The sequence below is a fragment of the Sanguibacter sp. Leaf3 genome, from assembly GCF_001425965.1.
Classification (GTDB): Bacteria; Actinomycetota; Actinomycetes; order Actinomycetales; family Cellulomonadaceae; genus Sanguibacter; species Sanguibacter inulinus.
The window spans coordinates 920,005-943,232 of sequence record NZ_LMRH01000001.1 but is presented as its reverse complement, the minus strand read 5'-3'; the positions used below and the strand labels follow the sequence as shown (position 1 = coordinate 943,232).

Annotated in this window: 25 protein-coding genes; 6 read left to right on the top strand and 19 right to left on the bottom strand. The window is 71.8% G+C overall.

Going from position 1 to position 23,228, the window contains the following annotated elements; genetic code table 11:
• Positions 1-54 precede the first annotated feature (54 nt).
• Positions 55-348, bottom strand: coding sequence for a co-chaperone GroES (groES, locus tag ASG53_RS04085; protein WP_056128811.1), 294 nt, complete (start codon positions 346-348; stop codon positions 55-57).
• Between the two features lie 365 nt (positions 349-713).
• On the opposite strand from groES, the gene ASG53_RS04080 reads away from it, so the two are divergent.
• Together ASG53_RS04080 and ASG53_RS19750 are read left to right on the top strand one after the other, a co-directional pair.
• Complete coding sequence (locus tag ASG53_RS04080) at positions 714-1,100, top strand: hypothetical protein (RefSeq protein WP_056128809.1); 387 nt, start codon at positions 714-716, stop codon at positions 1,098-1,100.
• A complete protein-coding gene (locus tag ASG53_RS19750; RefSeq protein ID WP_156382653.1) occupies positions 1,093-1,257 on the top strand; it encodes a hypothetical protein in 165 nt (54 codons plus the stop codon). The genes ASG53_RS04080 and ASG53_RS19750 overlap by 8 nt, the downstream gene beginning before the upstream one ends.
• A gap of 130 nt (positions 1,258-1,387) precedes the next feature.
• On the opposite strand, the gene ASG53_RS04075 is transcribed toward ASG53_RS19750, so the two are convergent.
• The 7 genes from ASG53_RS04075 to ASG53_RS04045 all read right to left on the bottom strand — a co-directional run bounded on the left by ASG53_RS04075 (position 1,388) and on the right by ASG53_RS04045 (position 7,373).
• Entirely contained in the window at positions 1,388-2,035 is a 648-nt protein-coding gene (locus tag ASG53_RS04075) for a DUF1684 domain-containing protein (protein WP_082543758.1), read from the bottom strand.
• A 72-nt stretch (positions 2,036-2,107) separates the two neighbouring features.
• The gene (locus tag ASG53_RS04070; protein WP_235533819.1) at positions 2,108-3,091 is read right to left on the bottom strand and encodes a MurR/RpiR family transcriptional regulator; all 984 of its coding nucleotides are present in this window, start codon (positions 3,089-3,091) and stop codon (positions 2,108-2,110) included.
• A complete protein-coding gene (phnE, locus tag ASG53_RS04065; protein ID WP_056128805.1) occupies positions 3,088-3,918 on the bottom strand; it encodes a phosphonate ABC transporter, permease protein PhnE in 831 nt (276 codons plus the stop codon). Before phnE (ASG53_RS04065) ends, ASG53_RS04070 begins: the two co-directional genes overlap by 4 nt.
• A complete protein-coding gene (gene phnE, locus ASG53_RS04060) occupies positions 3,915-4,796 on the bottom strand; it encodes a phosphonate ABC transporter, permease protein PhnE (RefSeq protein WP_235533818.1) in 882 nt (293 codons plus the stop codon). The genes phnE (ASG53_RS04065) and phnE (ASG53_RS04060) overlap by 4 nt, the downstream gene beginning before the upstream one ends.
• Positions 4,793-5,596, bottom strand: coding sequence for a phosphonate ABC transporter ATP-binding protein (gene phnC, locus ASG53_RS04055; RefSeq protein WP_056128803.1), 804 nt, complete (start codon positions 5,594-5,596; stop codon positions 4,793-4,795). The genes phnE (ASG53_RS04060) and phnC overlap by 4 nt, the downstream gene beginning before the upstream one ends.
• Entirely contained in the window at positions 5,593-6,564 is a 972-nt protein-coding gene (gene phnD / locus ASG53_RS04050; RefSeq protein WP_056128799.1) for a phosphate/phosphite/phosphonate ABC transporter substrate-binding protein, read from the bottom strand. Before phnD ends, phnC begins: the two co-directional genes overlap by 4 nt.
• The gene (locus tag ASG53_RS04045; protein WP_200945446.1) at positions 6,561-7,373 is read right to left on the bottom strand and encodes an HAD family hydrolase; all 813 of its coding nucleotides are present in this window, start codon (positions 7,371-7,373) and stop codon (positions 6,561-6,563) included. The genes phnD and ASG53_RS04045 overlap by 4 nt, the downstream gene beginning before the upstream one ends.
• Before the next feature lie 192 nt (positions 7,374-7,565).
• Between ASG53_RS04045 and ASG53_RS04040 the strand changes: the two genes are divergently transcribed.
• Both ASG53_RS04040 and ASG53_RS04035 read left to right on the top strand, forming a co-directional pair.
• Positions 7,566-8,873: a class I SAM-dependent methyltransferase gene (locus ASG53_RS04040; protein WP_056128793.1), complete on the top strand. Its 1,308-nt coding sequence runs from the start codon at positions 7,566-7,568 to the stop codon at positions 8,871-8,873.
• A 2-nt stretch (positions 8,874-8,875) separates the two neighbouring features.
• Entirely contained in the window at positions 8,876-10,012 is a 1,137-nt protein-coding gene (locus ASG53_RS04035; protein ID WP_056128790.1) for a glutamate--cysteine ligase, read from the top strand.
• A gap of 87 nt (positions 10,013-10,099) precedes the next feature.
• Here ASG53_RS04035 and tsaD read toward each other — a convergent pair whose 3' ends face one another.
• The 8 genes from tsaD to ASG53_RS03995 all read right to left on the bottom strand — a co-directional run bounded on the left by tsaD (position 10,100) and on the right by ASG53_RS03995 (position 17,675).
• On the bottom strand, positions 10,100-11,143 hold the full coding sequence (gene tsaD / locus ASG53_RS04030; protein WP_056128787.1) for a tRNA (adenosine(37)-N6)-threonylcarbamoyltransferase complex transferase subunit TsaD: 1,044 nt from the start codon (positions 11,141-11,143) through the stop codon (positions 10,100-10,102).
• A 98-nt stretch (positions 11,144-11,241) separates the two neighbouring features.
• Positions 11,242-12,135, bottom strand: coding sequence for a sulfurtransferase (locus ASG53_RS04025; protein ID WP_056128784.1), 894 nt, complete (start codon positions 12,133-12,135; stop codon positions 11,242-11,244).
• Positions 12,132-12,776, bottom strand: a complete 645-nt coding sequence (locus ASG53_RS04020) for a GNAT family N-acetyltransferase (RefSeq protein ID WP_056128779.1) — start codon at positions 12,774-12,776, stop codon at positions 12,132-12,134. Before ASG53_RS04020 ends, ASG53_RS04025 begins: the two co-directional genes overlap by 4 nt.
• Positions 12,776-13,483 (bottom strand): tRNA (adenosine(37)-N6)-threonylcarbamoyltransferase complex dimerization subunit type 1 TsaB, encoded by a 708-nt coding sequence (gene tsaB / locus ASG53_RS04015; protein ID WP_056128777.1) that lies wholly within the window; start codon positions 13,481-13,483, stop codon positions 12,776-12,778. The genes ASG53_RS04020 and tsaB overlap by 1 nt, the downstream gene beginning before the upstream one ends.
• Positions 13,484-13,487: 4 nt before the next feature.
• A complete protein-coding gene (gene tsaE / locus ASG53_RS04010) occupies positions 13,488-14,078 on the bottom strand; it encodes a tRNA (adenosine(37)-N6)-threonylcarbamoyltransferase complex ATPase subunit type 1 TsaE (protein WP_056128774.1) in 591 nt (196 codons plus the stop codon).
• A 19-nt stretch (positions 14,079-14,097) separates the two neighbouring features.
• A complete protein-coding gene (gene alr, locus ASG53_RS04005) occupies positions 14,098-15,318 on the bottom strand; it encodes an alanine racemase (RefSeq protein ID WP_056128772.1) in 1,221 nt (406 codons plus the stop codon).
• Positions 15,319-15,363: 45 nt separating this feature from the next.
• A complete protein-coding gene (locus ASG53_RS04000) occupies positions 15,364-15,975 on the bottom strand; it encodes a nucleoside/nucleotide kinase family protein (protein WP_156382704.1) in 612 nt (203 codons plus the stop codon).
• 47 nt (positions 15,976-16,022) lie between these two features.
• Complete coding sequence (locus tag ASG53_RS03995; protein WP_056128766.1) at positions 16,023-17,675, bottom strand: bifunctional ADP-dependent NAD(P)H-hydrate dehydratase/NAD(P)H-hydrate epimerase; 1,653 nt, start codon at positions 17,673-17,675, stop codon at positions 16,023-16,025.
• Between the two features lie 84 nt (positions 17,676-17,759).
• On the opposite strand from ASG53_RS03995, the gene ASG53_RS03990 reads away from it, so the two are divergent.
• Complete coding sequence (locus ASG53_RS03990) at positions 17,760-18,746, top strand: LLM class F420-dependent oxidoreductase (RefSeq protein ID WP_056128764.1); 987 nt, start codon at positions 17,760-17,762, stop codon at positions 18,744-18,746.
• Between the two features lie 307 nt (positions 18,747-19,053).
• Here ASG53_RS03990 and ASG53_RS03985 read toward each other — a convergent pair whose 3' ends face one another.
• On the bottom strand, positions 19,054-19,404 hold the full coding sequence (locus ASG53_RS03985; RefSeq protein ID WP_056128760.1) for a holo-ACP synthase: 351 nt from the start codon (positions 19,402-19,404) through the stop codon (positions 19,054-19,056).
• A gap of 103 nt (positions 19,405-19,507) precedes the next feature.
• Complete coding sequence (gene glmS, locus ASG53_RS03980; protein WP_056128758.1) at positions 19,508-21,373, bottom strand: glutamine--fructose-6-phosphate transaminase (isomerizing); 1,866 nt, start codon at positions 21,371-21,373, stop codon at positions 19,508-19,510.
• A gap of 53 nt (positions 21,374-21,426) precedes the next feature.
• On the opposite strand from glmS, the gene coaA reads away from it, so the two are divergent.
• Entirely contained in the window at positions 21,427-22,377 is a 951-nt protein-coding gene (gene coaA, locus ASG53_RS03975) for a type I pantothenate kinase (protein WP_156382652.1), read from the top strand.
• A gap of 23 nt (positions 22,378-22,400) precedes the next feature.
• Here the strand turns inward: coaA and ASG53_RS03970 are convergent, their stop codons facing one another.
• Positions 22,401-23,156 (bottom strand): DedA family protein, encoded by a 756-nt coding sequence (locus ASG53_RS03970; RefSeq protein WP_235533817.1) that lies wholly within the window; start codon positions 23,154-23,156, stop codon positions 22,401-22,403.
• Positions 23,157-23,228: the final 72 nt, after the last annotated feature.

Genomic DNA, 23,228 nt, shown 5'->3' with positions numbered 1-23,228 from the left:
AGAAGGGCCCCACGACCATCGGTCGTGGGGCCCTTCGTCACGCGTGGTGCGTGATCAGCCGATCACTGCGAGCACGTCGCGGGCGGAGAGGATGAGGAACTCCTCGCCGTCGTACTTGACCTCGGTGCCGCCGTACTTGCTGTAGATGACCTTGTCACCGACAGAGACGTCGAGCGGGACGCGGTTGCCGTTGTCGTCGATACGACCGGGGCCGACTGCCAGGACCTCGCCCTCCTGGGGCTTCTCCTTGGCGGTGTCAGGGATAACGAGACCGGAGGGCGTGGTCAGCTCGACTTCGAGAGTCTTGACGACGATCCGGTCCTCGAGCGGCTTGATGGAGACCGACACGCGGACCTCCCCTTTCGCAGAGAAATGAGGGACAGTTCATGGCCGCCACGCTCGCACCGGGCCGCCGTCGCGGGGGTCGGCCAGGAGCTACGTGGAACCACGAGCAAATCTATGCCGGAGTTAGCACTCGGTCAAGGCGAGTGCCAGATCGGGCGCGGCACCAGGTGCGGACGAGGTCGAGGGCGACCGGCCGTTGAAGCCCGTCCGGCCGTCGACGGCTTGGCCGCAGCGGGCCGGCCCGCTGCGGGCCGCTCCTTGCGACAGGACTCGCGCAGAACTCGTCCACAGGCCGGGGGCTGAACAGCTTGCCCCCAGGCGCACCGGAGAGCATTCCCTAGGGCGAGCCCGCTGACTACCGTCACGGGATGCCGACATCGATCGGGGTGGCCGTCGCGATCGCCACCCCAGCCCTCTCGTTCCTCGCTGTCCTGCTGGGGCAGTGGTTGACACGACGGAGCGCCCACGAGCTCGACGTCTGGCGTCGGAGAGAGGAGACGATGCGGATGCTGCGGTGGTCGGCAGAGGCCGCGGCATCAGAGCGTCCGGCGCTCAGCCGCACGGGTGTGGCGGTCCTCGAAGGGCTCGGCGAGTCTGAGCTGCTGCAGGACGAAGACCGCCCGCTCGTGCACACGGTCGCACGGATCACAGCACGACTGGCCTTGGCGGGCAGAAGATCCGAAACGTACGATATCGGAGGCGTCGTGGTCGAAGACGCCGAGCTGAGGACTACGGAGGGAGACGCTCATGACTGACCGGCGCGAACCAGAGGTGGAGGCTGCACCCAGCCCGATCCGCGTCACCCTGCTTCAGGTCGAGGCCGCACGGGTAGCGGTCAAGGCGAACGCCAGGCTCGGGCTGCCGTCGAGCCCGGGACTCATCAAGATCGCCGAGGCGGGGCGCGCGACCTGAGGCACCCGGCCACGGGGTAGGGGCACCTGTCCGCGGAGCACCTCTCCACCGTCTGCACGGTCTCCGGGCTGCCCACCCTGCGGACCATCGCGCCCTACAGCTCCCCACGTCCGACCGGGCCGCAGACGGGTCAGAGCTCCGCGACGAGCTCCTTGCTCGGCGCGCGCTCGCCCACGGGCAGAGGTACCGCGAGGGTGTTGTCCGGCGGGGCGAGCGGGCAGGCCCACGCCGGGTCGTAGGCGCACGACGGGTTGTAGGCGAAGTTGAGGTCGACCACGAGCCGCCCGCCGGAACCCTGGCCGAGGTCTGCACCCTTGATCGTGTCGAGCAGATAGCGTCCGCCGCCGTAGGTGCCGCCGTCCTGCCCGGCGCTCGAGTCCTTGAGCGGCACGAAGATCCCGCCGCCGTAGGAGCGCAGCGCCCAGAGCGACAGCGTCCCCAGACCGTCGAGCTCGAGGAGCCCGACCCGTTCGAAGGGCACCACGCCGTCCGTCCCCGTGGCGACGTCCATCCGACCCTCGGGTGCATCCTGGACCTCGACCTCGAAGCGGTACGCCGGGTCGTAGGGGGCGACGTCGAGGCCGGTGAACTCTGCCTTGGCCTCGGGACCGAGGGCCGAGGCCGGGTGCGAGGCGAACATCTCGTCGCGGGCACGGACCCACAGCGCGTGGGCGGCCGCCGGGTCCTCGGCCGCGGCGGACCGGACCTGGGCGTAGATCGCCGCCGTCTTGCGTCGCCAGTCGGCGACGGCGAGCACGCTCTGCGCTGCGGGTGTCATCAGGTTCCTCCGTGGTCGGGACCGTCCCATGATTCCCGAGGCAGGCCGTGGCCGCGACCGGGTGGGGCGCACTCAGTCCGAGAGGTTGGTGCTCAGCACGTCGAGCACCCGCGAGCGCACCTGCCGGGACCGCTCCCCCAGCCTGTCGGCGACGACCTCGACGAAGGCCTCGAGGACGATCGCGTGCGGGACGCGCGACGTGTGCTCGAGCTCGGCACGGAACGAGCCTGCGGCCGGGCCGACGACCAGGGCGACGTCGGCGAGGGCTGTGAGCGGCGACTCGACGAAGCTCGTGAGCACCACCACGGGCACACCCGCGGCACGCCCGGCACGCGCGACCCGCAGGCTCGACTCGCTGGCGCCCGACCCGGAGACCACGAGGCACAGGTCCGCAGGGGTGAGCTGGGCGGCGGCGATCTGCTGGCCGATCGGGTCGGCCACGCACTCGGTCGGTCGCCCGACGGCCGTGAGCCGCAGGGCGAGGTCGGCGGCGAGCGGAGACGACAGCCCGTTGCCCGTCGCGAGGACCCGCCCGGCTCCGACGCAGAGGGCGACGGCTCGTTCGACGTGCTCGTCGGACAGCACGCTGGTGATCTGCTGGAGGGTCGCGGCGAGGGACTCGACGTGCGTCCTCACGCGGCCGAGGGCCGTGTCGGGGTGGGCCGGGGGCTCGGCGCCCAGCGCGAGCTCGCGGGCGAGCGCCACCCGCAGCTGCGGATACCCGCGATAACCGAGCCGCTGGCACGTGCGGATGACCGACGACCGCGCCACCCCCGCCCTGTCGGCGATCTCCTGCGCCGTCGCCTCGACGGCCGCCGCGACGTCGTCGAGGACGAGGTCGACCACGCGTCGTTCGGTCGGCTGGAGGGCGTTGCGGACCGTCGCGATCCGGACCGAGGGCCAGACGTCGGGCCCGGGGTCGGCGTCGGTCGAGCTGCTGGTCGTGCCCGGGGCAGGCATTGAGCCGCTGCTCGTGCTGGCGGCAGGCTCGACGCCGTCGGCGGTGACCGTCGGGCGGTCTGCGCCGGGACCCGTGGCGGGCAGGGTAGCGCTCATCGTCCTGTGCTCCCGTCGGTGAGGCGGCGTCGCACCGCGGCGGAGACCGAGTCGATCGCCATCGTCACGACCACGACGACGATCAGCAGCACCCCGACGGTGGACCACTCACGGTACTGGGTGTACGAGGTGAGCATGTCGCCGATCCCACCCACGCCGATGAGCCCGAGGACGGCCGAGGCGCGCACGTTGATCTCGAACCTGTAGAGCCAGAACGAGAAGAAGTCTGTCGCCGCGCTCGGCCACACGCCCCAGCGGAGCGCCTCGACCGTCGAGCCACCTGCGGCCCGCGCGGCTTCGACAGGACCGTGGTCGACGCCTTCGACGGACTCGTAGCCCCACTTGCCGAGCGTCCCGACGCTGTTGACCGCGAGCGCGAGCGCCCCGGTGAGCGGGGTCAGCCCGGTGACCGACAAGATGATGATGGCGATGATGATCTCGGGGACTGCCCGGATGAGCGAGAAGAGACCGCGGAGCGCGCCTCTCACAGGTGCGGGTCCGTAGCCGCGTGCGGCGAGGAAGCTCAGCGGGAAGGACACGACGATGCCGAGCACCGTCCCCAGCCAGGCCATCTCGACCGAGCGCAGGGTCTGCCGCAGGGCCTCGGGGAGCTTGTCCCACGACGGCGCGGAGAACATGAGGTCGAGGTAGTGGACCACCTGGCCGGGCAGGCTGGCGAGCCGCGACCACTGGATGTCGATCGACCAGAAGGCGACGAGGGCTGTCGCCGTGGCGACGGTGAGGGCCACGGCGCGCAGGACTCGCACGGGCCGGCGAGGTGCGGTGACCGCGGCCGGTTCTGTGCGCGTGGGGGCGAGGGTGGTCATACGAGCCTCCGGCGGACGATCGAGCTGACGAGGTCGATGACGAGCACGGCCACCAGGATCTCGAGGATGATGAGCGAGAGCTGGTCGTACCTGTAGTACGTGCGCACGGCGTCGACGAGGAGACCGAGACCTCCGGCACCGACGAGTCCCAGGACGCTCGACGCACGCACGTTGAGCTCGAGGACGTAGAGCGTCTGGTTGACGAAGCTCGGCAGCATGTCCGGCAGGGCGATCGTCCGGTTGATCTGGGTCTGGGTACCGCCTGCTGCGCGACCGGCCTCGAGGGGGCCGCGGTCTGAGCCGTCGATGGTCTCGGAGACCATCTTGACGATGATCCCGACGTTGAACAGCACGAGGGCGATGACGCCGGGGAGCGCACCGACACCGACCATCGCGACGAGCACGGCGGCGTAGAGCAGCTCGGGGACGGCCCGGACGACGTTGAGCACGAGGCGCACGGCGCCTCGGGTCCAGCGGTCCGGGTTCGTGGGCCGCGCAGCCCACATGCTCACGGGCAGGGCGACTGCCGCCCCGACGACAGTCGCGACGACGGCCATCTGGAGGGTCTCGAGCATCGGCTCGACGGTCCGCGGGAAGAAGGACCAGTCGGGGCTGAACAGCCTGACGATCCTGTCGGCACCGTTGCGCCAGTTCCGCGCGATGGCGTCGGCGTCGAAGCCGATGGCCCACGGGCTGAGGGTCGCTGCGGTGAGGAGCAGGACGACGGCGAGCGCGGCCCACGGCTTCCAGCGTCCCGCCGGACGGGGCGGCACGGCGAGCGTGGGGCGTCGGGACGTGAGGTCACCTGCCGCCGGCGACCCTCCCGCTGCCTGTGCCCATCCTGCGGTCCCAGGTCGGGAGGTCTGTGTCGTCTTCATCCGCCGAGCACGTCCTGCTGGCGGATGCTGCGCCCGTAGATCTCCTCGAAGACGGCGTCGCTCGCGGTCGCCGCCGGACCGTCGTAGACGACCTTGCCTGCGCGCAGGCCGATCATCCGGGTGCCGTACTCGCGGGCGAGGTCGAGCAGGTGCAGGTTGGTGAGCACCGTGATGCCGAGCTCGGTGTTGATGCGGCGCAGGTCCCCCATGACGGCGTGGGCGCTCGGCGGGTCGAGGCTCGCGACAGGCTCGTCCGCGAGGACGATCCGTGGCTGCTGCGTGAGGGCCCGGGCGATCGCGACGCGCTGCTGCTGCCCGCCCGAGAGGTTGCTGGCCCGCTGCCACGTCTTGTCGAGGATGCCGACGCTGTCGAGCGCCTCGAAGGCCAGCTGCTTGTCGGCTGCCGTGTAGGCACCGAGCAGGGTGCGCCAGGTCGGGGTGTGCGCGAGGCGTCCGACGAGCACGTTGTTGAGGACCGTCGTGCGCCTGGCGAGGTTGAAGCTCTGGAAGATCATCCCGATGCTGCCGCGCACGGCACGGGCCTGGCGCCCGGAGAGCCTGCCGAGGGTGTGCTCGCCGACGGTGACCTCGCCCGAGGTCACCGGGACCAGTCCGTTGATGGTGCGGATGAGCGTGGACTTCCCCGAGCCGGAGAGGCCGACGACCGAGACCATCTCACCGGCCTCGATGTCGAGGGTCACGCCGTCGAGGGCGGTCACGCCGCCGGGGTAGCGCACGGTGACGTCCCGCACCCGGACCGGCCAGGAGCGGGACGTCACCTGCTGGGGAGCGAGCGTCACTGGAGACCGAGCTTCTCGGCGGCCTGCGCCACGACGTCGAGCGTGCTCGGGTCGGCCGGGGCCAGCTTGCTGATGGAGTAGATGTCCGTGAGGATCTTCGACCCCTCAGGGGTGCTCGAGTAGTCCGCGAGCGCCGTGGTGATCTTGTCCTGCAGCTCGGGCGAGAGGTCGGCCGAGAGCGCGACGCCGTCGTTGGGGATCTCGTCGGTCAGCGCGAAGACGACGACCTTCTGGCCGACGTCGGGGACGTCCTTGGCGACGATGTCGCGGGCGTCCCAGAAGCTGAAGCCGACCTCGGCGTCGCCGTTGTAGACGGCCAGGACGCTCGCGTCGTTGGTGGTGACGGGGATCTGCTCGATCCCGGTGTCGGTGTCGATGCCCGCGTTCTTCAGCGCGAGGACCGGGTAGATGTAGCCGGCCGGGGACCCGGGGCCGAGGAGCGCGACCTTCGCACCCTCGACCTTGGTGATCGAGTCGAGACCGGCCGGTCCCACGAGGGCGTCGGCGCCGTTGCAGAACAGCTTGCCGTCGCGCTCGACGGGGGTGTCCTCGCAGTACTTGTCGGGGTTGTTCGTCATGAGCTGGGCCGGGTAGGAGATGTTCCCGTTGCGCTCGGTCTGCAGGACGACCGAGGCGTCGTACATGTCCGAGGCCTGCCACAGCTGGAGCGAGGGCAGGAACCCGATCTGCGCCTGTCCTGCGCCCATGGCCTCGACGGCGGCCTGGTAGTCCTTGGACACCACACCGGTGACCTCGATGCCGAGCTCGTCGGTGAGGAAGTCGGTGAGCGGCTTCGCGGTGTCGACGAGACCACCCTGGTCCTGCGAGGGCACGAGGGCGAGGGTGAGCGACGTCGGGTCGGCGGCGGGGCTGCCGTCGGTGCTGCCCGACGCGTCCGAGCTGCAGGCGGCGAGGGAGCCGAGGGTGAGGAGTGCGACGGAGGTGAGTGCCAGCTTCGTGAGCTTCACAGGTCTGCCTTTGCGGTGGTTGCGGTGGTGAGGTGGTGGACAGGACGTGCAGGTGGCGGCTGGTGCAGATGGTGGGGCTCGAGGTCGGCTGCGGCCCAGGCGGTGATGCCGGGGACGAGGCCGCCGAGGGTGTCGGCGCTGTAGGTCGCCCGGACGTCGCCGACGCCGCCTCGGGTCAGGAGCGCTGTCGCGGCGCCGCGGGCCCACACGGGCTCGAGGTCGTTGTGCCACACGTCGCCGACGCTCAGGACGGGGCCGCGGGCGAGCATCTCGTCGGCGAGGGCGTGCATCCCGGTGGGCTTGCCGACCGAGGTGCGGACCTCGTCGAAGGCGTCGGTGACCCCGAGGACCGCCAGCGCCCTGTCGAGCCCTGTGGCCGGGGCGTTGGTGGCGAGCACCAGGTAGGCCTGCGTGCTGAGCCTGCGCAGCCACGAGGCGAGGTCGTCGCGCCCTGCGGTGGTCGTGCCTGCCGACCGGGTGATGACCGGGGCCGAGATCACGGCGTGCTCTGTCGCGAGCAGCTCCCGGCTGGCCAGGTAGGCCGCCGAGAGCACCGCAGAGTCTGCGCCGTGGACGAGGGCGACCTGGCGGACCAGGTCGTAGTCGTCGACCGGGGCGGCTGCCGGCGAGCCGGTCAGCCCTGTGCGGCCGTGCAGACCTGCGGTGACGGCTGCCCGGAAGCCGTCGGCGAGACCAGGTGCGAGACGGACCGCGACCTGCTCTGCGTAGGCGAGCACGGGGCCGTCCCCGACGGTGATGGTGCCGTCGAAGTCGAAGATGATCACGCGGTCGCGTGCCGTTCTCGTCACGTGCCCTCCGGAGCCGGTGCTGTGCGCACCACGGCTGTGGACGCGATGTCCACACTAGGAGGACCGCATGGACGCTTTGGCTACGGCGCGGTGAACACTGCGTGACGTTCGCGGGACGGTCCGGGGTGGTGGTCCGTCCTGCACCAGGCCCACCTCGCAGCGCACCCGCCGCAGTCGTGAAAAGATCACCGCATGGAACCGTCCGCGCTCGCCAAGCTGCTCGACCAGGAGGCGTGGGCTCTGCTCAACGCTCTCCCGCCCTACGAGGAGAAGCTCGCGATGGTCCTGTCCGAGCGGCTGCGCGCCAAGGGCTTCGACCCCGAGGTCGTCGCGCTCGTCCTCACCCAGTCGCGACTGCGCGCCAAGGCCGAGGCCAAGTTCGGGCCCTTCGCCGAGGGGATGCTCTTCACCCCCGCCGGCCTCGAGCAGGCGACCCGCCTCGTCGTCGCCGCCCACCACGCGCAGCGGTACCTCGCCGCGGGCGTGACCACCGTCGCCGACCTCACCTGCGGGATCGGCGCCGACTCCATGGCCTTCGCAGGTGTCGGCCTCAAGGTCGTCGCGACAGACCTCGACGAGGCGACAGCCGCCGTGGCGACAGTGAACCTGCGGGCCTTCCCCGAGGCCGTGGTCCGCCACGCCGACGGTCTCGCGCTCGACCTCGCCGCCGAGGGCCTCACCGACGGCACCGGCGGCATCTACGCCGACCCCGCCCGCCGCACCCGCTCGGGCAAGCGGATCTTCGACCCCAAGGCCTACGCCCCCGCCCTCGACGACGTGTGGGCGCTGCGCTCGCAGGTCCCGGCCGTCGGCATTAAGGTCGGCCCCGGGATCCCCCACGAGGGGCTGCCCGCAGACTGCGAGGCGCAGTGGGTCTCGGTCGACGGGGACGTCGTCGAGGCCGGTCTGTGGTTCGGGCCTCTCGCCCCGGACGGCCCTGGGCGCTCCGCGCTCCTGCTGCGCACCGAGGGTGGCCAGACCCTCGCACGCACCTACCGTGGCGACGGGATCGCCACCGGGACCGGCGAGGGCGAGTCCCTGCCTGAGGCCGTTGACGATGCCGAGGGCGTCGGCCGCTATCTCTACGAGCCTGACGGAGCCGTCATCCGCGCTGGCCTGGTCGCCGACGTCTCGCGCGTGCTCCGCGGCCGACTGCTCGACCGCACCATCGCGTACGTCACGACGGACGAGAGGCTCGACGACGGCGAGCAGGTCCCGCTCGCGACCGGGTACAGGGTGCTCGACACCATGCCCTTCGGCGTCAAGCGGCTCAAGAGCTATCTCCGCGCCCGCGACGTGGGACGCGTGACCATCAAGAAGCGTGGCACCGCTGTCACCCCCGAGTCGCTGCGCGCCCAGCTCGCGCTCAAGGGCTCGGCCGAGGCTACGCTCGTCCTCACCCGCGTCGCCGGTGCCCAGCACATCCTGGTCGTCGAGCCCCTCGGCCACCCCGGGCAGCCTGTCGCGCCGCTCACCTCTCCCCCGTCAGACTCGGAGTGACCATGCACCTGCCCTTCGCCACGTCAGAGCGGTCGACCGTCGGGATCGAGTGGGAGCTCGCCCTCGTCGACAAGGACTCCGGCGACCTGCGCCAGGTCGCCCAGCACGTCCTGGACGCCGTGACCCCGGCCGACGGCTCGCAGCACCCGCACATCCGGCAAGAGCTGCTGCTCAACACCGTCGAGGTCGTCTCGGGCGTCTCGCGCACGGTCCGCCAGGCTGGCGACGACCTCGAGCGCAGCATGGACGAGATCCGCGAGCTGACCGATCCCCTGCGGGTCGAGCTCATGTGCGCCGGCACGCACCCCTTCGCCCGGTGGGCCCAGCAGAAGGTCACCGACAAGGAGCGCTACGCCACCCTCATCGACCGCACCCAGTGGTGGGGCCGCCAGATGCTCATCTACGGCGTGCACGTGCACGTCGGCATCGAAGACCGCGACAAGGTCCTGCCCATCTCACGCGCGATGCTCGGGTACTTCGGCCTGTTCCAGTCGCTGTCCGCCTCCAGCCCGTTCTGGGGCGGCAAGGACACCGGCTACGCGTCCAACCGGGCGCTGATGTTCCAGCAGCTGCCGACGGCCGGTCTCGGCTTCCAGTTCGAGGAGTGGGAGCAGCTCGAGGGCTACGTCGCCGACATGATGCACACGGGAGTCATCGACCAGTTCGACGAGGTCCGCTGGGACCTGCGCCCCTCTCCCCGGTTCGGGACCCTCGAGACGCGCATCTGCGACGGCGCCTCGAACATCACCGAGGTGCTCGCCTTCGCGGCCCTCAACCACTGCCTGGTCGAGCACCTGTCGACGATGCTCGACGAGGGCAAGGAGCTCCCGACCATCCAGCCGTGGTTCGCGCAGGAGAACAAGTGGCGCTCGGCCCGCTACGGCATGGACGCGATCCTCATCCTCGACAGGGCCGGCAACGAAGAGCTCGTCACGGACGCGATCTCGAGGTTGCTCGTCGAGCTCGAGCCTGTCGCCCAGCGTCTGGGCTGCCTCGACGAGCTCGACGGCATCCGGACGATCATGCGCAAGGGTGCCGGCTACCAGCGCCAGCGCGCCGTCGCCCGCCGCAACGGCGGAGAGCTCGACGCCGTGGTGGCCTCGCTCGTCGCCGAGATGCGGGCTGGCAAGCCGTTGTGAGGCTCGGGGGCCCGGGATCCCGCTGAGGAGCCCCGGGACGCCTTCCCGAGGAGCCTGGGCTCAGGGCTCGGCCCCAGACGGTTCGCCTCAGACGCTCACCGTCGTGAGCGGCATCGACGAGTCGACGGGGATGTCCAGGCTCGAGGGCGCGACACCTGCGCGCACCACCGCTGAACCGAGGGCAGCGATCATCGCACCGTTGTCCGTGCAGTAGCGGATCGGCGGGATGCGCAGGGTGATGCCAGCCTGCGCGCACCGCTCGGCGGCGAGATCACGGAGCTGAGAGTTCGCCGAGAATCCCCCACCGATGACGAGGGTGTCGACGCCGTTGCGCTCGCACGCCGCGATCGTCTTGGCGGTGAGCACATCGGCGACGGCTGCCGCGAAGGACGCGGCGACGTCAGCCGTCGGCAGCGGCGCTCCGCTGTCGGTGTGCGCCTCGACCCACCGCGCCACGGCCGTCTTGAGACCGGAGAACGAGAAGTCGTACATGTGCTTGGCCTGGTCCTTCGCCGCGGTCAGACCGCGCGGGAACCTGATCGCCGTCGGGTCACCCTCGCGAGCGAGCCTGTCGACGTGCGGGCCGCCCGGGTAGGGCAGACCGAGCAGGCGGCCGACCTTGTCGAAGGCCTCACCGGCGGCGTCGTCGAGGGTCGACCCGAGCTCGGTCACGTCGGTCGCGATGTCGTCGACCAGCAGCAGCGAGGAGTGCCCGCCCGAGACGACCAACGCCATGAACCGCTCGGGGAACTCCCCGTGCACCAGCTGGTCGACGGCTGCGTGCCCGACGACGTGGTTGACGCCGTACAAGGGCTTGCCGAGCGCGACCGCAAGAGCCTTCGCGGCTGAGGCGCCGACTGTCAGCGGGCCGACGAGCCCAGGCCCAGCCGTGACGGCGATCGCGTCGACGTCGGACAGCCTGACGTCGGCCTCGGCGAGCGCGCGCTCGAGCGTAGGGACCATGGCTTCGAGGTGCGCACGCGAGGCGACCTCCGGGATGATGCCGCCGAAGCGGGCGTGCTCGTCGACCGAGCTGGCGACGGCGTCGACCAGCAGGTCGTTCCCGCGGACGAGCGCGACACCGGTCTCGTCGCACGAGCTCTCGATGCCGAGGATGAGGGGCGCAGACATGCTCCCCAGCCTAGGACACCTCAGGGCTCTGTCCGGTACCGGTCCAGCCGTGACGCTGACCTCGTCGGGAGGCGGCTGGCGCTCAGGACCTCGCCGTCTCAGGCGCCGACGGCCGCCGGACGCTCCGGGTCGTTCGACCACTGCGACCACGAGCCCGGGTACAGCGCCGCGTCGATGCCGAGGCTCGCGAGGACGGCGACCTGGTGCGAGGCCGTGACACCCGACCCGCAGTAGACCGCGAGCTGCTGGTCCTCCCCTGCCGCCAGGTGCGGTGCGCCGCTCAGCACGCCGGCAGCGACGAACCTGTCGAGCAGGGCCTCCGGCGCGAGCGTGCGGCCCGTGGCGTCGAGGTTGCCGGCCGTCGGCAGGCTGACCGCACCAGGGATGTGGCCGGCCCGGGGGTCGACGGGCTCGACCTCTCCGCGGAACCTCTCGCCGGCACGCGCGTCGAGGAGGACACCTGTCGTCGCGACCCGCTGCGCCTCGTCGGCGTCGACCACGGGCAGGTGGCCCGGGGTCAGGACGATCGAGCTCTCGGGGACGACGACGTCGCCGCTCTCGACAGCGCCACCGCGAGCGCGCCAGGCGCTCAGACCACCGTCGAGGATGCGCACGTCGTCGACACCGGCCCAGCGGAGCAGCCACCAGGCCCGCGCGGCCGACATGCCGGACACGTCGTCGTAGACGACGACGGGGACGCCGCGCCGCACACCCCAGCTGCGGGCAGAGTCTTGGAGGGCCTCGAGCCCGGGCAGCGGGTGCCGACCGGCTGCGGGCGACGCTGGGCCTGCGAGCTCGGTCTCCAGGTCGACGAAGACCGCGCCGGGGACGTGAGCAGACTCGTACTGCGCGCGGCCGTCGCTGCGGCCGAGAGCCCACCGCACGTCGAGGACCGTGAGCGGCTTGCCTGAGTCGAGCAGCCCCTGCAGGCCTGCGGGCCCGACGACGACGCGGGCTCGCCGCTCGTCGAGGTCGACGGTGTGGTCGCTCATGCTGTGCCCGCCCGGGCGGCGGCTGCCGCTGCGGCCGCTGCGCCTGCGGGGTCGGAGACCACCGAGGGGCTCGGTGCGGACGTGGGGTTCGGCAAAGAGGTGGTCTCAGGAGCACCGCCCGAGTCCGCCGCTGCGGAGAGGTCGAGTCGCATCGTCCACGCGTCGACGTCTTCGGGCTGGTAGTAGCGCTTGCGCAGGCCGAGCCTGACAAATCCGAACTTCTCGTACATGGTGATCGCGGCGGCGTTGTTCACGGCCACCTCGAGCAGGACGCCTGTCGCGCCGATCTCGCGGGACCTCTCGACGAGGGCTGTGAGCAGCTGCGAGCCGATCCCGCAGTGCTGGGCGCGGGTCGCGACCCCGAGGGTCATCACCTGGGTGATCTCGCCGTCGAACCACAGTCCCGCGTAACCGACCAGGTCGCCGGGACCTGCCCGGTCCAGGCGGACCTCTTCGGCTGCGACGTACCAGCGTCCGAGGCCGCCGAGCTCTTCGGCGAGCATGCCGTGGCTCCACGCGCCACGGCCGAAGAGCTCGACCTCGAGCTCGACCACCCGCGGCAGGTCGCTCGCCCGCAGGGGTCGGACCCTGGCGACGGTCCGTCCCCCGTCGAGGGTCGACGACCCGTCGGAGCCTGGCATCAGGTCGCCCGCTTCGGGGCGGCGGGCTCCTGCGCGTCCGGGCGCCGGAGGTAGAGGGGCTCGCTCGAGAGCTCTTCGCCCTGCGACACCCGGGCCAGGGCGAGGCGCGCCAGGTACGCGGGGTCGGGCAGGCACGGCGCACCGTCACGGGTGCTCGTGCCCTCGAAGGCCTCGGGGTACAGCTCGGTACCCTGCCCGACGACCACGGCACCCTCGGCGAGGCCCGCGGCGACGACGTCGGCCGCCGTGCCGACCTCGGGTCCTGCCGTGGTGTGCACGGCGCGGGCACCGAGCACCCCGACCTCGTCGACCGTGTAGCGGGCGTAGTAGACCTCCCGGCGCCGGGCGTCGGCGGCCACGAGGACGTGGGCGTCGTGCGGGAGGTCGAAGACCTCGGCCGTCTCGGAGGCGATCGCGTCGAGGCTCGAGATGCCGAAGACCGGGATCTCGAGAGCCCGGGCCATCGTGCGTGCGGTGACCAGCCCGACGCGCAGCCCTGTGAAGGGTGCCGGGCCTGTGCCGACCACGACCGCCTTGAGGTCGCCGGGGGTGATCCCGGCCTCCGCGAGGACCTCTTCGATCATCGGGGCGAGGAGCTCGGCGTGGCGGCGCTGCTCGACGACCCGGCGTGCAGCGAGCTGCGTGCCGAGGTTGTCGAGGAGAGCGACGGCCACCGCCGCTGACGTGTCGAGCGCTAGAACTGCCACGACCTCAGCCTACTGACTCGTGGCGGTCGGTGGGAGCCGCGGGGTCCTGGGCCGCATCGTCTGCGTCGATCGCACCCGGGAGCTCGAGACCGGCCCACCGCTCGCCGAAGCCCTCGACGGTGAGGCGGCGCGTGCCGGACTCGGCGTCGTCGAGGATCGCGGCGAGCTCGTCCTGCGTCGCGCCGGCGGCCCCGCGCGGGCGGCTGAGCGTGAGCTCGAGCCGGTCCCGGGCGATCGACTCGACGAGGCCGCGGCCCCACTCGACGACAGTCACCGACTCGTCGAGGCTCGCGTCGAGGTCGAGAGCGTCGACCTCGTCGAGGGACCCGAGCCTGTAGGCGTCGACGTGGACGAGGGCGGGCCCGTCGCCGAGCGGCGGGTGGACCCGCGCGATGACGAAGGTCGGCGAGGCCACCTGCCCGCGGACGTCGAGGCCTGCCCCGATGCCCTGCGTGAGCGTGGTCTTCCCTGCGCCGAGGTCACCGGTGAGCATGACGAGGTCGCCGGCCCGCAGCAGGTCTGCGAGCGCGCGGCCGAGCGCACGGGTCGCGTCGGCGTCGGGCAGGTCGATCGTGAGATGAGAGGTGCGAGTCACCCCACCAGTATCTCCGGCGTCAGACCGCAGGACCACCCTGCCCGGCCTCGGGCAGGTCGACGTCGCCGACGTACTCCCGCGGGACCCGGGTGCCGAGGCGGGTGACGATCTCGTAGCTGATGGTCTCGGCGGCGTCGGCCCAGTCCTGCGCCGTGGGTCCTCCGTCGGTCCCCGGGCCGAAGAGCACGACGGTGTCTCCGGCCTGCTCGGCCGCGTCGGGCCCGAGGTCGACGACCACCTGGTCCATGCAGACCCGGCCGGCCACGGCGAGCGTCCGGCCGCTCGCGCCCGAGCCGACCCGGACAGGCCCTCCGGGCCGCCGGGGCAGGTCGCCCGAGGCGTGCCGCGGCACCCCGTCGCCGTAGCCCAGCGGGACGACGCCGAGGGTCGTCCGCTCCGTCGTCGTGTACTGGTGGCCGTAGGACACTCCGCTCCCCGCGGGCACCTCCTTGACCGTCGCGAGGCGTGCCTCGAGGGTCATCGCCGGGACGAGCCCGTAGTCGGCGGCGCTGCCCAGGTCCGGGACCGGGGTGAGCCCGTAGACGGCGAGGCCCGGGCGGACCAGGTCGTAGTGCAGACGAGGATTCGTGAGGGTCGCCGCCGAGTTCGCCAGGTGCCGCACCTCGAGGTGGGCCCCGGCCTGCTCGGCGCGACGGACGGCGTCGTCGAAGACTGCCGCCTGCGCGAGCACCGTGGGGTGGGCCGGGTCGTCTGCGAGCGCGAGGTGCGACCAGATGCCGACGACCTCGACGAGCCCGTCGGACTGGGCTGCGACAGCGGAGGCGAGGACGGTGCCGAGCTCGTCCGGCATGATCCCGTTGCGCCCGAGCCCGGTGTCGACCTTGAGGTGGATGCGGGCCGTCCGACCCGTCTCCCGTGCCGCTGCGAGCACGGCGTCGAGGGCCCAGGACGCGGAGACCGCGACGTCGACGTCTGCGCGGAGGAGGTCTGCGAGGGGCGCACCGGGGGCGTACAACCAGGTGAGGATCCGCGAGGAGATGCCTGCTGCGCGCAGCGCGAGGGCCTCGCCGAGCTGGGCGGTCCCGAGCCAGGTCGCCCCGCCGGCGAGCGCAGCCCGGGCGGCCGGGACGAGCCCGTGGCCGTAACCGTCGGCCTTGACGACAGCGAGGACCTGGGCACCGCTCCCGGCTGACGGCGAGGCGTGGCGGAGGAGCGAGCCGACGTTGTCCCGGATGGCCCCGAGGTCCACGACAGCGCGCGCGGGGTAGTAGCTGGTCATGCCCCCACGATCTCACGCACGACCCGCAAGCAGCGGCGAGCGGGGTCAGCGACGCACGATCCTGTCGGCGCGAGACCTCCCCGGTGCGACGAGCCGGGCGTTGCGCTCGTCGGGCCCGCTCGCCCACGCGCGGGCGTCGTCGGGGCTGCGGCCGTGGCGCTCGAGCCGCGCGACGAGCCTCTCGACCCGGGTCGTCTGCGGGAGGTCCAGGTACCAGACCGTGTCGAGCAGCCCGCGCACCTGGTCCCACCCGTGGTCGTCGTGCAGCAGGTAGTTCCCCTCGGTCACCACGACCCTGGCGTCCGGGCCGACCGCGACGGCCCCGGCGACAGGTTCCTCGATCTCACGACGGAACTCTGGGGCGTAGACCGTACGACCACCGGGGGCCCGCAGCCGCGCCAGGAGCGCGACGTACCCGTCCACGTCGAAGGTGTCCGGCGCTCCCTTGCGGTCAGCGCGGCCGAGCCGCTCGAGCTCGCGCTGGGCCAGGTGGAAACCGTCCATCGGCACGAGGACGGCCGTGGTCCCGGCCGCGAGCAGGGCGTCGACCAGCTCGGACGCGAGCGTGGACTTGCCGGCACCGGGCTGGCCGGCGATCCCGAGGAGCAGACGCGGGCGGGCGAGGTCGGCGAGCACCTCGTCGGCCAGCTCGGACACCGAGTAGGACCTGTCGCCGGTCGCGTCCTCGGTCTGAGCGGCTCGCGTCACAGGTCGCCGCGCAGCAGGGCGGCGACAGTCCCGGGGACGGCCTCGGCCACGTCGAGCGCCGAGACCGGACCACCAGGGTTGGCCCTGTGGGCTGCTCGGCCGTGCAGCAGAGCCGCGCTGGCCGCGAGGAGGGCAGGCAGGCCCGGGTCACGCACAGCATCCTCCGAGCGGGCGGCGAGCAGCGACCCGAGGATCCCTGCGAGCACGTCGCCGGCACCCGCCGTCGCGAGCCACGACGGTCCGTCCGCCTGGGCGTAGGCACCCGAGGGTCCCACGACGACGGTCACCTCTCCCTTGAGCAAGACCGTGGCACCGGTCAGGTCGCGGGCCCGGCGGGCCCAGCGCAGCGGCTCGGCCTCGACGTCGGACCTCTCGACGTCGTCGCCGCGCGACCTGAGCAGCGTCGCGAGCTCGCCGGCGTGCGGGGTGAGGACGACCCAGGGCGGGCAGCGGTCGGGCAGCAGCGGCAGCGCGCCTGCGTCGACGACCACGGGGACGGCGTCACCGACGACGTCGGAGGACAGCTCGCCTGTCGCCTGGGCGAGGGCGTGCCGCACCCGGGTGCGCTGCGACCTGGCGGCGTCACCGTTCCCTGAGTGCCCTGACTGCCCTGCGGGTGCTGCGGGTGCTGCAGGGAGGCCGGGTCCCACGGCCCAGGCCTGGACCCGGCCTGCGGCGGGGACCACCTCGGGGCGCGCGGCGAGGACAGCGGCCGTGACCGACGGGTCTCCCAGGTAGCGGACCATGCCGACCCCCGTGCGGACCGCGCCCGAGACCGTGAGCACTGCAGCCCCCGGGAAGTCTTCGGTCCCGGCCACGACACCCAGCACACCCCGGCTGTACTTGTGCGCAGTCCCTGTCGGCGCGGCGAGCGCCCCCTGGTCCACGAGGTCCTGGGGTGCCAGCCTGCGGACGGCTCCGGGATGCCAGGTGCGGTCGTCGTCGAGACCCAGCCCGATGTCGACCACCTCGACCTCTCCGGCGAGGGCCGCAGCCGGAGGCAGCAGCAGACCGGGCTTCGCGGCGCCGAAGGTCACCGTGCGGTCGGCGCGCAGCACGACGGGGTCGCTCGGCTGCTGCGCCCCGCGGCTCCCGCTCCGTGCGGGGTCTGGTCGCGGCAACGACCCGTCGTCGACCCCGATGCCGCTCGGGACGTCGACCGCGACGACGAGCGGCCTCCGCGGGGCAGTCTCGAGACGCCGGACGACAGCCCGCACGACGTCGCCCGCGAGCCCGCGCAGCCCTCCCGAGGCGCCGATGCCGAGGATCCCGTCGAGCACGACGTCCGCCTCGACGACGTGCCGCGCGACGTCGTCGAAGGTCCGCCCCGCGGCGTGCGTCACGATCCCGCCGGCGGCGCGCAGGGCAGCCAGTCCGTCACGGTGGACCCTGTCGTCGAGGAGCACAGCGCTCACGCGCACGCCACGACCGGCGAGCCGCGCCCCGGCGAAGAGCGTGTCTCCCCCGTTGTTGCCCGAGCCCACGAGCAGGCAGACGTGCGCCCCCCGGACAGCGCCTCGGGCCGTCCGCAGCTCGCGGAGCACCGCCCCGGCCAGCGCCCACGACGCGCGCTGCATGAGCGGCTCTCCTCGCGCGAGCAGAGGGTCTTCGGCCGCACGCACGGCCCGGGCGTCGTGTGCCTGGATCATCTGGCCATCATGCCGCAGTCGACAGGCCTCGCACCTGGGCCGACACCGGTGCGCGGCAGCACACCCGAACGTAAGGTGGGTCACATGCGATTCGGACTCTTCATCCCCCAGGGCTGGCGCCAGGACCTCACAGGCATCGCGCCGGCCGACCAGTGGTCTGTCATGGACGGCCTCGCCCAGCACGCCGACACAGGCTCTGCCTTCGACTCCGTGTGGGTCTACGACCACTTCCACACCGTGCCCGAGCCGACCGAGGAGGCCACGCACGAGGCCTGGTCGCTCATGGCCGCCTTCGCCGCGTCGACCTCACGGGTCAAGCTCGGTCAGATGTGCACCTGCATGGCCTACCGCAACCCCGCGTATCTCGCGAAGGTCGCCACGACGGTCGACGTCATCAGCGGCGGCCGTGCCCAGATGGGGATCGGTGCCGGCTGGTACGAGCACGAGTGGCGTGCCTACGGCTACGGCTTCCCGAGGGCCGGCGAGCGCCTCGACATGCTCGACGAGGGCGTGCAGATCATGCGGCAGATGTGGACCGAGGGCACAGCGACCCTCGACGGGAAGCACTACCAGGTCGACGGGGCCCGCAACTACCCCCTGCCCCTCCAGGAGGGCGGCATCCCGCTGTGGATCGCCGGCGGCGGTGAGAAGAAGACGCTGCGCATCGCCGCGCAGCACGCCGACTACACCAACTTCGACGGCACGGCCGAGACCTTCACGGCCAAGTCGGAGATCCTCCGCGGCCACTGCGAGACCGTGGGCCGCGACTTCGCGGAGATCACCCGCTCGGCCAACTACAACGTGATCATCGGCGAGACCGCCCAGGACGTCGAGGACCGGCTCGCCTGGCTCGGGGAGCACTACGCCAAGACCGTCCCCAGCAAGGCCGCCGAGACCGTCGAGTCCCTCCGCCAGGGCCCCTTGGTCGGCACCCCCGAGCAGATCGTCGAAGAGCTCACCCGCCTCGAGCAGCTCGGCATGACCTACGCGATCACCTATTTCGCCGAGGCTGCGTACGACCGCTCAGGCATCGAGCTCTTCGAGTCCCAGGTGGTCCCCGAGCTCAGCTGACCCCCCGGGCCCCCTGAGAAGGCTCGCTGCAGGCAGACAGAACAGTCACGACCCGCCGCAACGAGCCTTCTCCAGCCGTCTCCGCCGACACTCGTCGAGCCCCCACCCGCGATGCGCAGCGAGCCCGACCCCGTCAGGCGATGCGCAGCGAGCCGTCCTCGGCAGCGAAGCGACCCGAGCAGATGCTCCCCACGAGGAGCGAGGCGCAGCGAGCGTGCGCGCGATCGTGGTGGGCCTGGCACGGCGTGCCCAGGCACGCCGCGGAGATCGCGCGCACGCTCGCGGAGCCTCGCGGACCCCCAAGACATCAGCTCTCAGCCACCACCATGGCAGTAGCGATCCCCCCGTCGTGCGACAACGACAGGTGGAAGTACGCCACCCCCAGCTCCGCAGCCCGCGCAGCGACAGTCCCGCGCACCTCGACGACAGGCGCCCCGCCCCGGACCCGCGGGATCGTGCAGTCGTGCCACAGCAGGTTCCCCGGAGCGCCGAGCGCCTTGGCGAGGGCCTCCTTGGCGGCGAACCTGGCCGCGAGCGACGAGGGCGCAAGGTCGCGCTCGGGAGGGGTGAAGAGCTTCTCCCGCAGTCTCGGTGCCCGTTCGAGGGTCGCCATGAACCGTGCGATGTCGACGACGTCGACCCCCACCCCGACGATCATCGGGCAGCCCGGTGTCGCGGTGCGCGGCCCTGCAGGACCCCAGGCACGCGGACGGCCGCCGCCACCGAGGTGACGACGGCCGGTCCGTGCGAGGGCGTCGGGGTCATTCGACCGTGACGGACTTCGCGAGGTTGCGCGGCTGGTCGACGTCGAGCCCACGGGCTGTCGCGAGCTCGCAGGCGAAGATCTGCAGCGGGACGACGGTGAGCAGCGGCGCGAGGAGCGTCGGGGCCTGCGGGACCCAGAACACCTCGTCGGCGTAGGGCAGCACGGCCTCGTCGCCGTCTTCGGCGAGCACGAGGGTACGAGCCCCACGGGCGCGGATCTCCTGGATGTTGGAGATCACCTTGGAGTGCAGCGAGTGACGTCCGCGAGGCGACGGCACGATGACGAAGACCGCCTGGCCGGGCTCGATGAGCGCGATCGGTCCGTGCTTGAGCTCACCGGCGGCGAAGCCCTCGGCGTGGATGTAGGCCAGCTCCTTGAGCTTGAGCGCGCCCTCCATCGCGACGGGGAAACCGACGTGGCGGCCCAGGAACAGCACGGACGACGTGTCGGCCATCCATCGGGCGATCTCTCGCACGCGGGTCCCGCGGTCGATGACCTCCTGGATCTTGCCGGGCATCTCGCGGAGCTCGTCGTAGATCTTCGCGATCTCGTCGGGGAACATGTTGCCGCGCAGCTGGGCGAGGTACAGGCCGAGCAGGTAGGCCGCGGTGATCTGCGAGAGGAAAGCCTTGGTCGAGGCGACGGCGATCTCGGGCCCGGCGTGCGTGTAGAGCACGGCGTCGGACTCGCGCGGGATGGTCGACCCGTGCGTGTTGACGATCGAGATGACCTTGGCGCCCTGCTCGCGGGCGTGGCGCACGGCCATGAGCGTGTCCATGGTCTCGCCCGACTGGGTGATGGCCACGACGAGGGTCTTCTCGTTGACGACGGGGTCGCGGTAGCGGAACTCGTGGGCGAGCTCTACCTCGACGGGGATGCGGCACCAGTGCTCGATCGCGTACTTGGCGACGTGCCCGGCGTAGGCGGCTGTCCCGCAGGCGATCACGACGATCTTGTCGACGGTGCGGAGCACGGACTCGTCGATGCGCAGGTCGTCGAGGACGAGACGCCCCTCGAGGTCGGTGCGTCCGAGGAGGGTGTCGCCGACGGCCTGGGGCTGGTCGTGGATCTCCTTGTCCATGAAGGACGCGAAGCCGCCCTTCTCGGCGGCCTCGGCGTCCCAGTCGACCGTGAAGCGGCGCGGCTCGACGACAGTGCCCTCGAAGTCGATGACGGAGACGGCGTCGGGGGTGATCGTCGCGATCTGGTCCTGCCCGAGCTCGAGAGCCTCGCGGGTGAAGGCGATGAAGGCGGCGACGTCGGAGCCGAGGAAGTTCTCGCCGTCTCCGAGCCCGACGACGAGCGGAGAGTCGTGACGGGCGCCCACGACGGTGTCGGGGCGGTCGGCGTGGACGGCGAGGAGCGTGAAGGTGCCCTCGAGCCTGACGGCCGTGCGGCGCATCGCCTCGGTGAGGTCTCCAGTCTCGGCGAGCTCCTTGGCCAGGAGGTGGGCGGCGACCTCGGTGTCCGTCTCGGACAGGAAGGTGACACCGTCGCCGGCGAGCTCGAGGCGCAGCGCTGCGAAGTTCTCGACGATCCCGTTGTGGATCACGGCGAGGCGTCCGCCGTCCGCGAGGTGCGGGTGGGCGTTGAGGTCGTTGGGTGCGCCGTGGGTGGCCCAGCGGGTGTGCCCGATGGACGCGGTGGCGTCAGCCAGCGGGTGGGCCTCGAGCTCTGCCGTGAGGTTCAACAGCTTCCCGGCCTTCTTGGCCGAGACGACACGGTCGACCCCGGGGGCGACGAGCGCCACACCTGCGGAGTCGTAGCCGCGGTACTCGAGCCGCTTGAGGCCGTTGAGCGCTACCTCGAGGGGGCGCGAGGAGGGGACTTGGGATCCGACGTAACCAACGATTCCGCACATGGTCCCAGAGTCTAGACGACGCACGGCTCTGATCGATCAGGCAGAATCGTCGGGTGGTAGCCCAGAACATCGTCCCCGCGACGCCCTACGTCGATCTCGACAGGGCGGCGTGGTACCGGCTCTCCGAGTCGACCCCCCTCCCGCTGACCGACGCCGACGTCGCCAGGCTCCGTGGTCTCGGCGACCCCGTCGACCTGGCCGAGGTCGACACTGTCTACAGGCCGCTCTCGCGCCTGCTCAACCTCTACGTCGCGACGGCGGGCAGCCTGCACCAGGCGACGTCGACCTTCTTGCGGGAGGACTCGGGCCGGACGCCCTACGTGATCGGGGTCGCCGGCTCGGTGGCCGTCGGGAAGTCCACGACGGCCCGCGTGCTGCGCGAGATGATGGCCCGCTGGCCGGACACGCCCCGTGTGGAGCTGGTGACGACCGACGGCTTCCTCTACCCCAACGCCGAGCTCGAGCGCCGCGGCCTCATGGAGCGCAAGGGGTTCCCCGAGTCCTACGACCGTCGGTCGCTCATCAGGTTCTTGTCGAAGGTCAAGGCCGGGCGCCCCGAGGTCCGTGCGCCCGTGTACGACCACCTCACCTACGACATCGTCCCCGGGGCCGAGACCGTGGTGCACAGACCTGACGTGCTGATCGTCGAGGGCCTCAACGTCCTCCAGCCCGGACGCGCCACGCAGTCGGGGTCAGACCTGTCGGTCAGCGACTTCTTCGACTTCTCGATCTACGTCGACGCCCGGACGGCGGACGTGCGCCAGTGGTACGTCGACAGGTTCTTGTCCTTGCGCTCTACGGCGTTCTCCCGCCCCGAGTCGTACTTCCACAGGTACGCGGGGCTCTCGGACGACGAGGCTGTCGCCCGTGCCGAGCACATCTGGGACACGATCAACGAGCCGAACCTGCTGCAGAACGTCGCCCCGACCCGGAGCCGGGCGACGCTCGTGCTGCACAAGGGCCGCGACCACTCGGTCGAGCGGGTGCGGCTCCGCAAGATCTGAGGGCCGCTGGCGACCGGGCTGGCTCAGGCCGCAGAGGCACCCACGGTGGCCGCCTCACGGACCGCCGGCACGGCTGGGTCGGCCGCCTCGTCGGCTGCCGCTCCCGCGACGTCAGCGCCGCTGCGCCCGAGCAGGCGTCCGACGACGAGGTCGACCACATAGCCGAGGGCGATGCCGCCGACCACCCCGACGGCCATCGCGACGAGCGGCCTGTCACCGAGCCACATCCCTGACCCGATGCCGATGAGGGTCGAGTAGCCCGCCCACGTGACCCCGCCGACTGTCGCGAGAGCCACGAACCGTGGCGCCGGCATCTTGATGGCCCCCGCGGTCATGTTCACGGCGACCCGCCCGACGGGCACGTACCGCGCCGAGACGATGAACCTCGCCGGGCGGGCAGCCAGTGCGCCCTCGGCCCAGTCGAAGGCGGCCTGGAGACGACGTGCGTGCATGACCCGCCACGCACGGATGTGCAGATGACGACCCAGCAGGTAGGCGATCGAGTCCCCCAGCACAGCACCCACGGCTGCGGCCGCGACGATCGCCCAGAGGGGTGGTCCTCCTGTCGACACCGCGTACGCGGCGACCGCGATGACGAGGGTCTCGCTCGGCACCGGCGGGAAGAACGCGTCGACCACCACGAAGAGCACGAGGACAGCGAAGACCCAGGGTGACGCGGCGAGGCCCACGGCCCAGGCCTCGACGGAGTGCAGCACGTTCTCGATGATCTCCAGCACGTGCGTCGTCCCCTCCTCGGCCCGGACGTCCCGGTGTCCCACCAGCGTAGAAATCCGACGTGGCAGGCACCATCGGGTATCTCCCCGATGTGTCCCTGACAGTTCAGCACGCAG

Excerpts from the sequence above, each read along its gene's own strand:
- ASG53_RS04020 (WP_056128779.1), bottom strand. The coding sequence starts at position 12,776 with ATGCCAGGCTCCGACGGGTCGTCGACCCTCGACGGGGGACGGACCGTC.
- ASG53_RS03990 (WP_056128764.1), top strand. The coding sequence starts at position 17,760 with ATGCGATTCGGACTCTTCATCCCCCAGGGCTGGCGCCAGGACCTCACA.
- ASG53_RS19750 (WP_156382653.1), top strand. The coding sequence starts at position 1,093 with ATGACTGACCGGCGCGAACCAGAGGTGGAGGCTGCACCCAGCCCGATC.
- ASG53_RS04075 (WP_082543758.1), bottom strand. The coding sequence starts at position 2,035 with ATGACACCCGCAGCGCAGAGCGTGCTCGCCGTCGCCGACTGGCGACGC.
- ASG53_RS04035 (WP_056128790.1), top strand. The coding sequence starts at position 8,876 with ATGCACCTGCCCTTCGCCACGTCAGAGCGGTCGACCGTCGGGATCGAG.
- ASG53_RS04025 (WP_056128784.1), bottom strand. The coding sequence starts at position 12,135 with ATGAGCGACCACACCGTCGACCTCGACGAGCGGCGAGCCCGCGTCGTC.
- glmS (WP_056128758.1), bottom strand. The coding sequence starts at position 21,373 with ATGTGCGGAATCGTTGGTTACGTCGGATCCCAAGTCCCCTCCTCGCGC.
- phnE (WP_056128805.1), bottom strand. The coding sequence starts at position 3,918 with ATGACCACCCTCGCCCCCACGCGCACAGAACCGGCCGCGGTCACCGCA.
- ASG53_RS04040 (WP_056128793.1), top strand. The coding sequence starts at position 7,566 with ATGGAACCGTCCGCGCTCGCCAAGCTGCTCGACCAGGAGGCGTGGGCT.
- tsaD (WP_056128787.1), bottom strand. The coding sequence starts at position 11,143 with ATGTCTGCGCCCCTCATCCTCGGCATCGAGAGCTCGTGCGACGAGACC.
- phnE (WP_235533818.1), bottom strand. The coding sequence starts at position 4,796 with ATGAAGACGACACAGACCTCCCGACCTGGGACCGCAGGATGGGCACAG.
- ASG53_RS04070 (WP_235533819.1), bottom strand. The coding sequence starts at position 3,091 with ATGAGCGCTACCCTGCCCGCCACGGGTCCCGGCGCAGACCGCCCGACG.
- ASG53_RS04080 (WP_056128809.1), top strand. The coding sequence starts at position 714 with ATGCCGACATCGATCGGGGTGGCCGTCGCGATCGCCACCCCAGCCCTC.
- ASG53_RS03995 (WP_056128766.1), bottom strand. The coding sequence starts at position 17,675 with ATGATCCAGGCACACGACGCCCGGGCCGTGCGTGCGGCCGAAGACCCT.
- alr (WP_056128772.1), bottom strand. The coding sequence starts at position 15,318 with ATGACCAGCTACTACCCCGCGCGCGCTGTCGTGGACCTCGGGGCCATC.
- ASG53_RS03985 (WP_056128760.1), bottom strand. The coding sequence starts at position 19,404 with ATGATCGTCGGGGTGGGGGTCGACGTCGTCGACATCGCACGGTTCATG.